At 58.0% G+C, this 16,063-nt stretch carries 10 protein-coding genes; 6 read left to right on the forward strand and 4 right to left on the reverse strand.

Going from position 1 to position 16,063, the window contains the following annotated elements:
• Window positions 1–11: 11 nt before the first annotated feature.
• On the reverse strand, window positions 12–2,690 hold the full coding sequence (aceE, locus tag CC94_RS0119640) for a pyruvate dehydrogenase (acetyl-transferring), homodimeric type (RefSeq protein WP_005372609.1): 2,679 nt from the start codon (window positions 2,688–2,690) through the stop codon (window positions 12–14).
• Window positions 2,691–3,073: 383 nt separating this feature from the next.
• A complete protein-coding gene (locus CC94_RS0119645; RefSeq protein WP_036304157.1) occupies window positions 3,074–4,897 on the reverse strand; it encodes an LTA synthase family protein in 1,824 nt (607 codons plus the stop codon).
• Between the two features lie 245 nt (window positions 4,898–5,142).
• Here CC94_RS0119645 and fae point away from each other — a divergent pair, with 245 nt between their 5' ends.
• The 6 genes from fae (at window position 5,143) to CC94_RS0119675 (ending at window position 9,975) form a co-directional block, all read left to right on the forward strand.
• Complete coding sequence (fae, locus tag CC94_RS0119650; RefSeq protein WP_031431895.1) at window positions 5,143–5,694, forward strand: formaldehyde-activating enzyme; 552 nt, start codon at window positions 5,143–5,145, stop codon at window positions 5,692–5,694.
• Window positions 5,695–5,709: 15 nt separating this feature from the next.
• Window positions 5,710–6,339 (forward strand): paraquat-inducible protein A, encoded by a 630-nt coding sequence (locus tag CC94_RS0119655; protein WP_031431896.1) that lies wholly within the window; start codon window positions 5,710–5,712, stop codon window positions 6,337–6,339.
• On the forward strand, window positions 6,336–6,953 hold the full coding sequence (locus CC94_RS0119660) for a paraquat-inducible protein A (protein WP_031431897.1): 618 nt from the start codon (window positions 6,336–6,338) through the stop codon (window positions 6,951–6,953). Before CC94_RS0119655 ends, CC94_RS0119660 begins: the two co-directional genes overlap by 4 nt.
• Window positions 6,950–8,530 carry a PqiB family protein gene (locus CC94_RS0119665; protein WP_031431898.1) on the forward strand — a complete coding sequence of 527 codons (1,581 nt, stop codon included), beginning with the start codon at window positions 6,950–6,952 and terminating at the stop codon, window positions 8,528–8,530. Before CC94_RS0119660 ends, CC94_RS0119665 begins: the two co-directional genes overlap by 4 nt.
• Window position 8,531: 1 nt before the next feature.
• Window positions 8,532–9,143, forward strand: a complete 612-nt coding sequence (locus CC94_RS0119670) for a PqiC family protein (protein WP_157203501.1) — start codon at window positions 8,532–8,534, stop codon at window positions 9,141–9,143.
• Between the two features lie 364 nt (window positions 9,144–9,507).
• Window positions 9,508–9,975 (forward strand): hypothetical protein, encoded by a 468-nt coding sequence (locus tag CC94_RS0119675; RefSeq protein WP_005372619.1) that lies wholly within the window; start codon window positions 9,508–9,510, stop codon window positions 9,973–9,975.
• Between the two features lie 917 nt (window positions 9,976–10,892).
• On the opposite strand, the gene CC94_RS0119680 is transcribed toward CC94_RS0119675, so the two are convergent.
• Both CC94_RS0119680 and CC94_RS0119685 read right to left on the reverse strand, forming a co-directional pair.
• On the reverse strand, window positions 10,893–11,480 hold the full coding sequence (locus tag CC94_RS0119680) for a hypothetical protein (protein ID WP_005372620.1): 588 nt from the start codon (window positions 11,478–11,480) through the stop codon (window positions 10,893–10,895).
• A gap of 19 nt (window positions 11,481–11,499) precedes the next feature.
• Window positions 11,500–15,777, reverse strand: a complete 4,278-nt coding sequence (locus CC94_RS0119685) for an RHS repeat-associated core domain-containing protein (protein WP_084675401.1) — start codon at window positions 15,775–15,777, stop codon at window positions 11,500–11,502.
• Window positions 15,778–16,063 lie beyond the last annotated feature (286 nt).

Raw genomic sequence — 16,063 nt, forward strand, 5'->3', positions numbered from 1 at the left:
GTTCCTTCCGCTTAAACTAACCAGGGCGCTTTGACCTCGGGGTCGATGCCGTATTTGGCGATCGCGACTTCAACCTTGCCTGCATCGAACTGTCCCCTATCGGCCAGGCTTTTCAATGCCGCGACCGTCACATGATAACGGTCGACCTCGAAGAATCGGCGCAGTTTTTCACGGGTATCCGAACGTCCGAAGCCATCGGTGCCCAGTACGGTATACGGCGCACTGACATAAGGCCGAATCTGATCGGCAAAAGCGCGGATATAATCGGAGGCCGCGATGACCGGTCCTTGCTGATTCGCCAGGCAATTGGCCACGTGCGGCACTCGGGCCGGTTCGGTCGGATGCAGCCGGCTCCAGCGCTCGGCGTCGCGGCCGTCGCGCGCCAGCTCGGTAAAGCTCGGGCAGCTCCACAGATCGGACTCGACGCCCCAGTCGCTGCGCAACAGTTCGGCGGCCGCCTCGACTTCCCGGAAGATCGACCCGGAACCGAGCAATTGCACGCGCGGGCCTTTCTTCTTCGCGCCCTGACGGAACAGATACATCCCCTTCAGGATATCCAGCTCGATCCCTTTCGGCATCGCCGGATGCTCGTAATTCTCGTTCATCACGGTGATGTAATAGAAGATGTCTTCCTGATTCACGTACATCCGGCGCAGGCCGTCCTGGATGATTACCGCCAGTTCGTAAGCATAGGTCGGATCGTAGCTGATACAGTTCGGCACCGTCGCGGCGAGCAGATGGCTGTGGCCGTCTTCGTGCTGGAGGCCTTCGCCGTTCAGCGTGGTCCGGCCGGCGGTGCCGCCCATCAGGAAGCCGCGAGTGCGCTGGTCCGCGGCCGCCCAGATCAGGTCGCCGACGCGCTGGAAACCGAACATCGAATAATAGATGAAGAACGGGATCATCGGCACGTTGTGCGTCGAGTACGAGGTGCCCGCCGCGATCCAGTCGCAGATGCCGCCCGCTTCGTTGATGCCTTCCTGCAACACCTGGCCGTGCTTGTCTTCCTTGTAGAACATCAGTTGGTCGGCATCCTGCGGCGTGTAGAGCTGGCCGACCTGCGACCAGATACCCAGCTGCCGGAACATGCCCTCCATCCCGAAAGTCCGGGATTCGTCCGGAACGATCGGCACGACCCGTTTGCCGATGTTCTTGTCTTTGGTCAGAATATTCAGCAGCCTGACGAACGCCATCGTGGTCGAAATCTCGCGGCCTTCGCCGGTCGCTTCCAGCAGCGCCTTGAAGTCGCTCAGTACCGGCACGTCCAGCGCATAGGACTTGGTCCTTCGAGCCGGCAAATGCCCGCCCAGCTCGGCACGGCGCTGCTGCATATATTCAAGCTCTTTCGAGCCTTCGGGGAATTTGATGTACGGCAGGTCGTGCAGTTGCTCGTCGGTGACCGGCAGGCCGTAGCGGTCGCGGAACTTGCTCAATGAGCTCTCGCTCATCTTCTTTTGCTGGTGAGTGATATTTTGCGCCTGGCCCGACTCGCCCATGCCGTAGCCCTTGATCGTCTTCGCCAGAATCACGGTCGGCTGGCCCTGATGGCTGACCGCCGCCTGGAACGCCGCAAACACCTTGACCGAATCATGGCCGCCGCGATTCAATTCCCAGATGTCGCGGTCGGACCAGTCGGCGACCATCGCCTTCAATTCGGGGGTGTTGAAGAAATACTCGCGCACATAGGCGCCATCCTTCGCCTTGAAAGTCTGATAATCGCCGTCGACGCATTCCATCATCCGTTTGGCGAGCAGACCTTCGGCATCGCGCGCCAGCAGCGTATCCCAGCGCTGCCCCCAGACGACCTTGATCACGTTCCAGCCGGCGCCGCGGAATTCGCTTTCGAGCTCCTGAATGATCTTACCGTTGCCGCGCACCGGACCGTCCAGCCGCTGCAGGTTGCAGTTGACCACGAAGATCAGGTTGTCGAGTTTTTCGCGCCCGGCCAGGCCGATCGCGCCGAGCGATTCAGGCTCGTCGGTCTCGCCGTCGCCCAGGAAACTCCAGACCTTGCGGCTCGCCGTATCGGCCAGGCCGCGATCCTGCAGGTAGCGCATGAAGCGCGCCTGATAGATCGCCATGATCGGGCCAAGGCCCATCGACACGGTCGGAAATTGCCAGAATTCCGGCATCAGCCACGGATGCGGGTAAGAAGAAAGTCCTTTGCCGCCGACTTCCTGGCGAAAACTGTCCAGTTGCGCTTCGGTCAGGCGGCCAAGCAGAAACGCGCGCGCATAATCGCCCGGCGCCAAATGGCCCTGGGTAAACATCAGATCGCCGTCGTGCTGATCGGACGGGGCGCGCCAGAAATGGTTGTAACCGACCTCATATAAGGTCGCCGCCGACGAAAAACTCGCGATATGACCACCGACATTGGTATGTTTGTTCGCCCGGAGCACCATCATCATGGCATTCCAGCGCACATAGGCGCGAATTTTTTGCTCGATGTCCTGGTCGCCGGGGTATTTGGCCTGCCGCGAAACCGGAATCGTATTCAGATAGGCGGTATTGGCGCTAAAAGGCACGTCGAATCCGGAATGGCGCGCCACCGCGACCAACTGCTCGATCAAGAAATGCGCCCGCTCGTTGCCGTCCTTTTCCAGAACGGCCTGCAAGGCTTCAACCCATTCCCGCGTTTCGGCCGGATCGATGTCGTTCTGTCCGGTAATTTCTGAAATCAAATTGTTGGCCATTCTATGTTCCTGTTCTAGCGAGTAGTATTTGAATTCTTTGCGAGTGAAATTGGCGCATTTCGGGGAGACTCTCCCAAGGTTCCGTCCTATTTGCAAAATCGCCTCAACAGATAGCGGAGCCGGCAGCCCTCGTCTTTAAAGGGCACATAGTATAAATCAAATGCGTGGACGCATAGAACCTGTTTTAGCAATCCGAACGCCGCGGACGGAACAATGGGCGAGAATCCGGAAGAAATGGTCGAAGTTTCCCAAAATGCCGGTGGCTTCCCAAACACTGCCTATCCACAAGAACGGCCGAAACAGAATGTAAAACGGGATGAACCCCGGAAGGCGAGCCACCAAATATTTCGGAGCTGCCGGACGCTGGGATTCACTCGGAAACTTTAGGGTTTCTCGGGCGGACCGACGAAATCCACATCCTGAACAAGCAGAGGAGACGAATACTGAGGGCGCGTCTCCTGCCGGCCGATGAACAAATCATTGCTGACGGTATTCACATTGCGCAGCCATTCTGCGGATTTTTGACAGACTTCGTTATAAGGCGGTTCCTTGCAGACTTCGATCCTGCCGTCGTCGAGCAGATCGAAATGCAAACCCGGCAACGGCCGGATGCGCATGCCCTGAACCGGGTGCGTATAATCCATGATGGATGGCTCATCGTAATTCAACAGTTTTAGAACCAGCGCCGGCACCTGGTACAGCGGCAGGCTGCCGACCTTGACCGGTCCCTGGCGGCCGTTCAGGACCAGCATCGGCGTACTGACGTAAAACTTGAACATCTCCGGCGTAAATTCGCTGCGGCTCGACGCCAGCACGCCCGAATCGACGTAGCCCGCGAAATTTTCGCCCAGAAACGGCAAATGATCGCCGAACAGGATGATGATGCCGTCCGGGTCGCGTTTCTGCATTTCGGCGATGAAGCCCATCAATTCCCGCGATTTGTAATACACGGTGTTCGCATAGGTGGTGACTTCCTCGACCGGAGACGGCGACGAGATCTTGGGCGGCCGGCTTTCGCTGAGCGGATAATTCCAATGGCCGAAATAAGTCACGATATAATCGAAGATCGGCTGTTTGGCTTCGAGAGCGGGCTTGATCTTGTCCAACACCTGCCGGTAGAGCGAAACGTCGGACAAAAACTCCCGGTTCATATCGTCCTGCACGAAATCGTCGAGCGACCAATAAGTCTGAAAGCCCATCCTTTCATAAGCGTTAACCCGGTTCCAGAACACCGGCACGTTTGGGTGCGAAGCGGTGGTCTTGTAACCTTTGTCGGCCAGAACACGCGGCAGGCACGGAACATGATTTAACAACTGGCGTTCGAATTTGACATTGTCCTTCACCACCGGAAAACCGCACAGCACTTCAAACTCCGAATTGGCGGTGTAGCCGCCAAACACCGGCGCCATCGCATGCGCATAATTGGCGCCTTTCCAGAGCTTTCGAAACTCGGACGCCAAAGGATTCTGCTTGTAATGCGCTTTTTTCAGCCCATTCGGATCCCAAAACGATTCGAGCAGCACCAGATGCACATTTCGCGGCGTGAACGGTTTCACGGACCGGTCCTCCGGCGGCTGAGCGGGCAGCAGATTATAGGCCGCCTCCTGCGCCTCGTTGACATCGGGCGCCACGTCGGCCAAAAGGAAATAGCGCGAACCTTCCTGCAGGCTGTACATCGTCGCCCCGTGCCAAAGATAATTCGAACGCTGATCCCAGACCGAATTGCCGAAATGTTTGTCAAGCGGACCGACGATCATATCCGGCTGATAAACGATCGTCATCCCGAGCAGAATCGCCATCATGCTGGCCAGATAAGCGCTCCAGTGCCGCATCGTGAAATTGAACAGGAACAGACTGGCGATCGCCGCCAGCGGGACCGCCGCCGCGAAAAAACGCCAGCCGTCCAGGATCAACAGCAGCGAACGCAGCGCATGGACGTCGTCCGGCATGATCGGGCCGCCGAAAAACGAAATCTTGACCGCATTGCCGATATACAAGACACCCGCCAGCAAAGTCTGCAGCACTAAAAATATCCAAATCCGCCGCGACCAGGCGAACAGCATGTAAGCCACAACCAGCTGTAAAAAAAAGTCGTAAGGAATCGCCACCGCCTTGATCTGCACATCGAACTTGAACGTACTGATCAGGTAAAACACCAGGTAGAGCAAAGCGGTCGAAAAAAGCGGCGCGAGATATTTATAAGGCATGGTCGGGCAAAAACGGCTGAGGTGAAAGTATCGAATCGAGAAACCGAAAGGTAAGGGTAAATGAGCGGCCCATCTTATCACAGGCCCGCCAATCCTCCGCCGTTTGCAAACAGCGGCGAAGGCGGCATATCGCTTCGATAATCCGCGAATTCCCAGCCGGACTCCGGACCGATAACAGTTGCCCCCCTCGCCCATCCGTCATAGAATGCCGGCTTTATCAGTTCACCTACACCTGCGAATTTTTTATGTCAGATAAAATTTGGTTCAGAACCGGCGAAGCGACCGTTTTTTCCAGCGAAGGACAAGGCACCGACGCGATGCCCGAAATTCTGATCGGCCATGTAGAAGGGCCGGCCGGCCATGCGTTTGCGAATCTGATGGGACAGACCGAGGGCCATACCCGGATGTTCGCGATCCGTGCCTGCAATCAACAGGTACGCCCCGCTACCCTGATGGTGCCAAAAGTCACGATCAAGTCGTCCGCCTACGTGAACCTGCTCGGCGGCCCGGTGCAGTCGGCGGTGGCCGACGCGGTGCTGGACAGCGTGATCGACGGCGTGCTGCCGCGCGATCAGGTCAACGACCTGTGCATCATCGCGATGATCTGGATCGCGCCGGAATGCGCGGCCAATCCCGACCTGGACCGCAAAGACCTGTACCGGACCAATTACGAGGCGATGAAGCTGGCGATTTCGCGCGCGATGAGCCATTCGCCGACGATCGACGAATTGATCGCGAACCGCCACAAGGTTTTCCATGAAATGTACGACCCGGAAACCGGCGAATCGCAATGGTAACCGCACCTCCCGGCCATGCGCGCCCGGCCTGAACGGCAGCTGGAGGCCTGTCCCGAATGCGATGCGCTGCTGAGACCGGCAGCGCTCGTTGACGGCGACAAAGCGCACTGTCCGCGCTGCGGATTTCTGTTACAGCGCGCCCAAAGAAACAGCATCGAACGCAGCCTGGCCCTGTCGGTTACCGGCCTGCTGCTGTTCATTCCCGCCAATTGCCTGCCGTTGCTCGGCATCAAAGTTCTGGGCAATGCGAAGGACGGCATCCTGCTCTCCGGCGTCGCGGCGCTGTATGAGGAAGGCATGTGGGCCGTCGCGACGCTGGTCTTTTTGTCCAGCATCCTGTTTCCGCTCGCCAATCTCCTGCTGAGCCTCGCCATCAGCGCGCATCTTCACCTGAAGCGGCCCAACCGTTTCCTGACGCACTGGATGCGTTGGCTGCAGCATCTGGACGAATGGGCCATGCTGGAAGTTTATACGCTCGGCATCATCGTCGCCTGCGTCAAGCTGTCGTCGATGGCCGACTTGCGCTTCGGCCTGGGGCTATTTGCATTCATCGGCCTGCTGCTGGTCACGGTGACCCTGGCCGCCACCCTCGACCGGGCGCTGTTCTGGCGGCGCATCGGCGCCCTCGGCCGGAAGCCGGCATGAACGCCCTGCCCGGCGCGCTTCGGCAAGGCCTGATCCGCTGCGGCGATTGCGGCGCGCTCGCGAACCGCGCGGCGGCGATACGGCCCTGCCCGGTCTGCGGCAACCCGCTGCATGCCCGCATTCCGAACAGCCTGCGGCGGACGATGGCGTTTCTGCTCTGCGGCTATGCCCTCTACGTGCCGGCGAACCTGTTCCCGATCATGACCGTGACCCAATTCGGCGTCGGCGAACCGCACACGATCCTCGGCGGCATTCTGGCCCTGATCGACAGCGGCATGCTGCCGATCGCGGCCCTGGTATTCATCGCCAGCATCCTGGTACCGCTGCTGAAACTGTTCGGTCTGACCCTGTTGTGGCTGTGCGTGTTTTACCGCTGGCAGGTCAACGCGCGCCGCTGGACGCTGATGTACCGGATCATCGCTTTTGTCGGCCGCTGGTCGATGCTGGATATTTTCATGATCTCGATTCTGATTTCGCTGGTCGATCTGGGCGGCGTCGCCCGCGTTCTGGCCGGTCCCGCCGCGACCGCGTTCGCCGCGGTCGTCGTGATTACGCTATTTGCCGCCAAAAATTTCGATCCCCGCCTGATCTGGGATAACCAAAAAGCTCGATGAACGACGAATTCGCCTACGAAACCCACGACGCCGCACTGAACAAGAAGCCCGAACTGCCGCTGGTCTGGCTGCTGCCGATCTGCGCGTTCATCGTCAGCGGCTGGCTGATCTACAAAGCGGCATCCGAAAAAGGCCCGGAAATAACGATCGATTTTCCGACCGCGGAAGGTCTGGAAGTCGACAAGACTAAAATCCGCTATCTGGACGTCGAAATCGGCAAGGTGACCGACATCGGCATCAACGACGATTCGAAAACGATCAAGGTCACCGCGCAGATGCACAGGACCGCCGAGAACTACCTGAATCGAAACACCAGCTTCTGGGTCGTGCGTCCCCAGGTCGGTCTGGCCGGCATCTCGGGACTGAATACGCTGCTTTCCGGAGCGTACATCGAAGTCAAACCCGGCGACGGCCCGCGCGTGCACCATTTTACCGGCCTTCCCACTGCGCCCGTGCTGAAGACCGAAGCCAAAGGCAGGCAGTTCGTGCTCGAAACGACCAACCTGGGATCGCTCGGCCCGCTCACGCAAATCAATTTTCACGGCATTCCGGTCGGCGAGGTGCTGAGCCACGAACTCTCGGTCAACGCCGACTCGATCCGGCTGGTTGTCTTCATCAAGGCGCCGTACGATCAATTCGTCCGCAAAGACACCCGCTTCTGGAAGGACAGCGGCATCGACCTGTCCGCCGGCGCGGACGGCTTCAAGGTCCGGACCGGCCCGCTGGTTTCGATGCTGAGCGGCGGCATCGCCTTCCGGACGCCGCCGGAAGACAAGGTCGAGGACATCCAGCCGGAATATGCGATGTTCCACCTCTACGACAACTACGAGCAGTCCACCCGGATCGAATACCACAACACGCTCAAGTACGTGATGTATTTCAACGGCTCGGTGCGCGGCCTGACCGAGGGCGCGCCGGTGCAGCTGCGCGGCATACCGATCGGCACGGTGACCAGCATCAGCCTGGAGCTGGACGCCAAAACCGCGGACATCCGGATTCCGGTCACGGTAGACCTGGAACCCGAACGGATCAAGGAAATCAACAAGCAGCCGAACGTCAGCAATGAGGACATGATCGCCCGCCTGATCAACAAGGGCCTGCGCGCGCAGCTGCGGACCGGCAGCCTGTTGACCGGCCAGCTGCTGGTCGATCTCGATTTCCATCCGAACAACAAAATCACCCTGCACGCCCACCGCGGGCCCTACCAGGAATTCCCGACCATTCCCAGCTCGCTCGACCAGTTTACGAATTCGGCGCAGACGATTATGGACAAGATCTCAAAACTTCCGCTGGAGGAATTGACCGCCGAAACGAACGACACGCTGAAATCGCTCCAGGCCACCGCCAAAGCGGCGAACGGCATGCTCTCGGGTACGGAGCGAACGATGCGCAATGCCGACAAGACGTTGCAATCGGCCGACCATCTGCTGCGCCTCCTGGAGCCCGGTTCGACGACGCGCCACGAATTCGACATGCTGCTGCTGGAATTGAATCAGTCGGCCGCGTCGATCAGGCAACTGACCGACTATCTGGAACAGCATCCCGAAGCGTTGCTGCGAGGTAAAGACGATGAATAAGATGAGGTTACGATACCTATACCGTTTAAACATCTTCGCCGCCTGCCTGCTGGCTGCCTGCGCAACGACACCGGAAACACATTTTTATGTGTTGAACCCGCTGAGTGCTCCGCCGCAAGCCGCGAAGGCCGAGGCCCCTGAACGGCTGATCGGCGTCGGCCCGGTGACAGTCTCCGCGCTGCTCGAACGCCGACAGATCGTGACCCGCACCGGCGACAACAGCATCGCATCCAGCGAATTTCACCAATGGGCCGCGCCCCTGAAGGAAGCGATTACCGAAACGCTGGCGCAAAACCTGTCCGCCCTGCTGCCGAACGACATCGTGAAGGCCTATCCGTGGAGCGCCTACGGCGAGATGGATGCCCATATCGTCATCGACATCGTCCGCTTCGAATCGACCGCCGCACAGACCGCCGAGCTGGCGGCAAACTGGTCGCTCATGGACGACAAAACGCTACGTCTCGTCAAACATGGCCAAGCCAGAATCGCCCGCCCCCAGGCAGGCTCCGGCCACACCGAAGCGGTCAAGGCACTAAGCGAAACCTTGCAGGAATTCGGCCGGCAATTGGCCGATGCCTTGCTAAAAAATAACGACCTGGAAAAAATGAAGTAAGACTGACTGCCTTTGCCTCCCCGGCAATTCGACGTCGCACTACCGGACGCCTGCCTTTTACTAAAACGGACCGGTTCCCGGCAGTAGCCAAAAAAGTCGGCAGACGAAAAGAAATTGCCGACGGCAACTGTCCGGCCGCAAGCAGGCGTAAGGTGTGGCGAGTTTACGAGCCGCACCCATCGCGAACGATGGGGTGCACGTTGTTTACCGCATCCTGTGCGCTTGGTAAGATCGGATTGTGAAAAAAACCCTCATAGGAGAGAATAGCCTATGCGAATGTCAAAATTGCAAATCGCCAAATCCCATGTTCCGCCTCGGCCCATTCCGCCGCCGAATCCGGTACCCCCGCCAAAGTGAGGAGCGTATGGAAAAATCTAAAGATCAATTGATTGCCGAAATCCGGTATGCCATTCGTTTAACCCAAAGAACGGCCCGGTTTTATCGACACATCCAAAGCCTGGGCACTTTTTTAGCCATTCTCGGCGGCAGCGCAACGCTCGCCACCTTGTCGAACAGCCTGCCGCACTGGATATCGTTAGCGGGCGGCGCCTTATTGGCCGTTGCCGGCGCCGCGCTCATCGCCATTCGCCCGGCAGACAAAGCCGCCGCCAACGAAAACGATCATCGCCGCTACCAGACGCTCATGGCCAAAGCGCCGGCGCTCGACATGGATGCGCTGGTGATTGCGATCCATGAAGCGCAAATGGGCGACGCACCTGAAATCGAGTCGCTTCGCGATATTGCCTATAACGACGTGATGTTCGAAATCAACCGCGCCGATTGTTTGATCCGTTTGACCCTCTGGCAGAAAATATTATCCGGATTGGCTTGACAGTAGGTCGGGCACGCGCTTTTTGTGCCCAACATTTCCAAGGCTTTGAAAGGTGACAGGGTTTCAGACCCGCACCATAGTCCGAAGCATGATCGGCACATGGATGTCGGGCAATGATAAAGCCCGTAGGGCGTTTTCGCGATAGCAAAACGCCACAACATGCTTCAAAGCCATGGCGGATTGCCTATCGGCGAATCCGCCTTACCGGGTTTGCCGCCCGCCGTGGTAACGGTCAGGCGACATTAGCCACGTGCGTCCGAATACGCTCCGCTATTCGGACCTACGCGGGCTACAGGGCTCGTTCGGCATCGTGGTCGTTCCGAATGGCGGAACCCGGCAAAGCCGGTTCCGCCTTACGGGTTACGGGTTACGGGTTACGGGTTACGGGTTACGGGTTACGGGTTACGGGTTTATTAGTTATACATCATATGTTGAATCTGAAAATAAAACTGCCTCATCGTATTTTTCAAGGTTATTTTCAAGCCATGTTTCACCATTTCTGATAACGTGAAATTTAACAGTCGTGTAGGTCGGGCACGCGCTTTTTGTGCCCGACATTTCCAAGACCTTGAAAGGTGACAGGGTTTCAGACCCTCGCAATATTCCGAAGTAGGATCACCATATGGACATCGGGCAACGCTAAAGCGGTTGCCCGACCTGTTATAGACATGTCAAGTCTCCATTTTATTAAAGGCGGAACCGGTTTTGCCGGGTTCCGCCGAATGAGCTTGGAATGCCGGGTCGCTTGATATGCCGGCAGGCGATCCGCCAACCCTAGGCCGACAGATAAAATAAAGTTTGGAGCATCGCATCAAAGTTGCAGGGCTCGTTCGGCATCGTGGTCGTTCCGAGTGGCGGAACCCGGCAAAGCCGGTTCCGCCTTACGTTTCACTAATCGGACCTACGGCCCTATGGCCTTAATCGGACGTACGACCCTTATCGCATTGACGAGGCTCAAGAACGCCAATCTCATTAAATTCTACCCCTTTCAAACCGAGCTTATTAATCCGTTCGACAAAGGATTCTGTGACGAATATGCCAGCTCTATTAGAATCTTCGAGAGTGAACAATCCGATAGGCTCTACCGAGCTGTCATATAACACAAGGTGTTTAATCATATAAATTTGTTGATTCTCGCCGCTGCGATAAAACTTGGATTGTTCGGGGTCATAATCCTTGGTGGTTTTCAGGCAATTAAGTAACATCCAATGTTCTCCATCAATTAATATCGGTAAAAGCTCCAATTCAACCGGCTTTTCTGGAAAAATGACACTAATCAAATCCACTCGAATGAATAAGCCTTCATGATATATACAAATATCCGGCTGCTTATTCCAGCCTTTCTTAATATCCTTGGGATCGGCATAAAAACTAAAAGGCAAGGGATGCCAGCCTTCACGCAACGAATGCCACTCTTTGCCTACCAGGTAACGATTGTTCTCTTCCCGATTATCCAGGAGCGGTACTCGATATTTGTTATCACATCTTATTTTAAATAATTTCATAATTTTCAATGCTTAATTATTAAAAAGGAAAAGTTCCAGCCTGAATTTCTGCTCTTATATTGGATAATCGCGAAGCGACCTCATTATAAGTGGATGCACCCCTAAGAGATTCATCTACCGCCCTATAATATTCATTAGTATGTATACGTTCGTGATACATCGTATGCATAAGAAGGCCGTTATTAGCATCATTGATGTCCATCCCCGCATTTTCTAAAATCTGGCGTGATCCCTCTGCACGAAAATCGCCCGCCGCCACAATATGATGGGCGCTTTCTCCTTTTTGCTTAACCTCCTGACGCGCATCGGCAATATTTTTAGTCAAAACATTGCTATTGCTTCTGAGCATGTTCGATGGCAAATCACTATTTCCAAGTGACGACGGATAAAGCATACCGCCTATTATTCCTGTTGACCCACTGGCGAATCCTTCAAAAAATCCAGTCATTGAACTAAACATCGAACTGAAGCTGAACGACTCAAAAAATGAAAAGAACCCCGCTTCCGCAACAGTCCCGGTCGGATCGGTAAAGTGTACCGGATTGCCATTGGCATAGGTGTACACATTGACTCCGCCCTCCAGCTTGATGAGGTCCGGTTGCAGATAGCGGCCGGTGCGGGGCGAGAAATAGCGGGTGTGGTTGTAATGCAGGCCCGACTCGGCATCGTAGTACTGGCCGGGGTAGCGCAGGTTGAAGACGACTTGACTGCCGTTATTGTCCGGATCTTGCTGCGCCGGGGCATTGCCATAGGGGGCCAGCGGCCAGGCCCAGACCGGTTGGCTCAGGTTGACGTTCGGCAAGGCGGAGCGTAGGTAGCGCGGGGTATTGGCGAAGTCGGTTTCGATCGCATAGGCGGCGGTCAGCGCGCCGGCGGCGTTCTGGTCGATCACCGCCAGCGGGATGTCGCCGAGCCAGACGTAGTTGCAGCGGCTGCCGTTGGCGGCCAGTTCGTAGAGGAGGTGATCCTGGCCGTCGTAGACATAGCGCGTCTCGCTGCCGCTGGCGAGCTTGAGCGCACGGCGGCGGTGGCCGTCGTAGACGTAGCGGGTGGTCAGGCCATTGCGCGTGTAGCGGGTCAGGTTACGCGCCGCGTCGTAGCCGAATTGCACGGCTTTGCCGTGGCCGGTCACGTAGCCGGATAGGTCGTAGCGGTACGGGCCGTTGGAGCCGTCCAGGCCGCCTTCGGCCGGGGCGGGCATTTGCGTTTCCTGGATCAGGCGGTTGCCGATGTAGACCAAATGATTGTTGGCAAGCGGCACACCGCTCGCGTTCAACTGTTGAACTTGCTCCAGGTTGCCGTTGGCGTCGTGGCGCAGCAGGGTGCGTGTCGTGTCGCGGTGTTCGGCCAAATGGTCGAGGTCGTCGTAGGCGAAAGTGGTAGGGCCGTAGACGGTGACGCGGTTGCGGGCATCGTAGCCGACCGGGAAGCGGTACAAGGCCGAGGCGCCCTGCGTTAACGTGACAGCAGACAGCCGGCCGCCGGCATCGCGTTCGCGGGTATAGGTCAGGCCGTTGCCGAAAGTCAGTCGAGACAAGCGATGGATCAACGGCTGCCAGCGGATGTCGGTGGCCAGCGTCAAGGTCGTCGCGCCGAGCGTGGCGAGGACCTCGGTGGCGCGGCCGTCGGTGCCGTAGCGGTAAGTTATTGTCAAGCCGCCCGGATAGTCGATCCGCGTCGGCTTGCCGGCGGCGTCGGCGCCGGCGGTGTAGGCAGTGGTGAAGGTCAAATCCGGGCGGCCGCTCAAGGATTGTCGGTAGCCGGTCACGTCGCCGCGGGCATTATAACGGAACGCCTCGTTGACGGTGAGGTTCCCTTCGGCGGCGGCATTCAGCCGGCTGCGTCCGGTCAGGCGGCCAAGCGCAGAGGCGGCCGGTTCGCCGGCCAACGTCGGCACGTCCCAGGTCTGTGCCAGCACGCCGTTATCGCTGTACGCGGCGCGTTGCAGCCGATCCAGCGGGTCGTAGGTTTTATCGCTGGCGTAGCCGTCCGGGTCCTCGCGGTAGGTTTCATTGCCGGCCAGATCGAAGTCGGCCTGGCGGAGGCCGAAGTCGGCCGAGTCCTCGCGGTCGTGGCGGTCCAGCTCGGTGTGGCTCAAGCGGGTTTCGACGCCGTTCGGATCGACCACCCGGTTGACCCGGCCGGCCGGGTCGTACCAGAGATCGAACAACGGAATGGAAAGGGCGAGCGAATGGTCGTCCGCCATCGGCGCCCGCGTTTTTTCGTTGATTTGATCCAGGGCCGTATAGCCGGTCAAGTCGCAGATTTCCAGGCTCAAACAGGTGCGGGTTTCGAGGTTGTTGTCATTATAGACCGACACGGAAGACCAACTGCCGGAGCCGTCGCGTTCCGAGATCAAACGGCCCCGCTCATCGAAACCTTGTTCCCAACGCTGCGCCGCCTGCCCGGTTTGGCTGGCGAGCGTCTGCAGAATCTTGCCGCGGCTGTCGCGTTGATACGCCACCGTATCGGTGCGGCCGTTCGCGCTCAGGCTGACTGTTTTTACCGAGCCGGCCGGCGTGTAGGTGTAGTTCAATTGACTGCCGTCGGGGCGGGTCAGCGTTTGCAGGCGGCCGTCCGTGGCGTAGGCGTAGCGGGTCACGTCCTCACCGACCGCGACCGACAACGGCTGGCCCAGGGCATTGTAAGTCGTGACCGTATGCACGCCGGTGATGTCGACCTGATCGGTGACATGGCCGTGCGCATCGACGCCGACCACTTCCCCGACACGCCCCAGGGCGTCGGTGGTTTTCCACAGGTCGCCGTTATTTCGGTAGTCGGTGACGGTGCTGCCGTTTTCCGGACGCGGGCCGGTTTTGACCGTCCGCACGATGACTTGAGTCGTGGGATCGTAAGTGTGGCTATACACGGTCTGGTGGCAGGTCGTGGAGCCGGTGCGGCAACTGTCGTAGGCCAGGGTTTCCGTGGCCGGCCGGACGATTTCCTTGATCAAGTGGCCGCGGTCGTTGTAGCGCCAGTCTTTGGCCACCGCGCCGCGCACTTCCGCGGTTTTGAGCGGAAAGCGGCTGTCCCAGGTGCGGGTGGTGGCGCGCGCTTCCGGGGTGCCGGCGGCTTCCACTTCGGTCAGCGGCAGGCCGCGAGGGTCGCGGGTGAACGTGGTGACCCGGCCCAGATAATCGGTGCGGCTCAACAGGTCGCCTTTGGCGTTATAGGTAGCGGTTTTAAAATCGCCGTCGCAATCGGCGCACCGCAGGCTGACACCTTTTGGACGGTAAATCGGGCTTCTTATATCGGTAGCGTTCGTTTGAGTAAAAGTTCGATTGTAGACCAGCGACCGGTAACTGGCAGTATCGCTGCCGGCAAACTGTTCGGTCAGCTGGATTTTGGAGGGCAACGATCGTTGCTGAATACGGTTTTTAGCGTTGTGCCCGGCCTGCTTAATGCGTGAATAAGTGGGAAAAAGGGTTCCGCACGGCCAATCGAAAGTCGCCTTTAACAAAGTTAGTGCGCCTTCCGATACGGTTTTCAAGTAGGCATACGTGTTGGGAAACCCGCTGCCTGTGTAATTACAATCTGTTAACTGTCCTTGAAGAGAAGTCCTGACCAGCGATGCCGCTCCCGCTGTTGCTGCCGGGAACGTGACGGTGTTGGTGCTTTGACTGGCGGAGAAGTTGTAGGAATAAACTTGACCGGCCGGCTCGGTCATCGAAACCAGCAGTCCTTGGTTATATTGGAAGCGTAAGGTGCGCCCGCTTGGTATGTGGGTCACCGTGCTGATCCGGTTGGTACCGTTTATGAGTTGATGGCCCACCCGGTGCTCGATGCCGGACCGGTCGAAGCGCGCCACCAGATTCCCCAGGCCATTGTAGGCTTCGCGGATGCCGGATTTGAAATGGGTATAGACCCAGCGGTAAGGGGTGCCGTTGATTACGCCGTTCGCCACCAAGGTGTCGCGCACGTCTTTTGATGTCGGCTTCATGTCTGAGCCGAATCCCGTACATATGCCCAGCGTACAGACCTTCGATCCGCCTGTAAAATAGCGGATCAGGCAACTGGCATAACTGTGCGTCCAGCCGTTGCCCATCGCGGCGAGAGAATCGCAATCTTCCGCCTCCATGATAGACCGCGGCGAGGCGTTGAGGCGGGTAAAGGCCAACGGGAACTGGCCTTCGCCGCGGTAGTCGGTCTCTTTCAGCAGCGTCGCGCCGAAAAACGGTTCCGACCGAAACTCGACCTGCGGCACGCGCGCGCTGTCGTTCTGTTCCAATTGCAGCTGGCCGGGCAGTTGCTCATAGGGTAGGCCCGGATCGGCCAACGCCGTACCGAAACAGAGCACCAGCCAGAGATTAGCTCGCCAGATCAGTCGCGCTGGGGGGAAATAAATACATGCTCGTCCTCAGGGTGGGAAAAATTCGATGGGCTGAACAGGTGGGCAAACGCTAGGTTGCTGCCCCTATCGGCTCAATTTAACGGGAAGACGTTCAAGCGGGGGATTTCCCCCATCCGGCCCGTTAAATAAAGTGACGCGCCTTGTGTCGGACGGGTTTTGGGATCAGGGCTTGATATTGGGTAACGGTGGTTTGTCGGCCACGTCGTTAAGTCGTGTAGGTCGGGCACGCGCT

The organism is Methylomicrobium agile (genome assembly GCF_000733855.1).
GTDB lineage: Bacteria > Pseudomonadota > Gammaproteobacteria > Methylococcales > Methylomonadaceae > Methylomicrobium > Methylomicrobium agile.

Coding starts and splice junctions, on each gene's coding strand:
- aceE (WP_005372609.1), bottom strand. CDS start 2,690: ATGGCCAACAATTTGATTTCAGAAATTACCGGACAGAACGACATCGAT.
- CC94_RS0119665 (WP_031431898.1), top strand. CDS start 6,950: ATGAACGACGAATTCGCCTACGAAACCCACGACGCCGCACTGAACAAG.
- CC94_RS0119680 (WP_005372620.1), bottom strand. CDS start 11,480: ATGAAATTATTTAAAATAAGATGTGATAACAAATATCGAGTACCGCTC.
- fae (WP_031431895.1), top strand. CDS start 5,143: ATGTCAGATAAAATTTGGTTCAGAACCGGCGAAGCGACCGTTTTTTCC.
- CC94_RS0119675 (WP_005372619.1), top strand. CDS start 9,508: ATGGAAAAATCTAAAGATCAATTGATTGCCGAAATCCGGTATGCCATT.
- CC94_RS0119660 (WP_031431897.1), top strand. CDS start 6,336: ATGAACGCCCTGCCCGGCGCGCTTCGGCAAGGCCTGATCCGCTGCGGC.
- CC94_RS0119655 (WP_031431896.1), top strand. CDS start 5,710: ATGCGCGCCCGGCCTGAACGGCAGCTGGAGGCCTGTCCCGAATGCGAT.
- CC94_RS0119670 (WP_157203501.1), top strand. CDS start 8,532: ATGAGGTTACGATACCTATACCGTTTAAACATCTTCGCCGCCTGCCTG.
- CC94_RS0119645 (WP_036304157.1), bottom strand. CDS start 4,897: ATGCCTTATAAATATCTCGCGCCGCTTTTTTCGACCGCTTTGCTCTAC.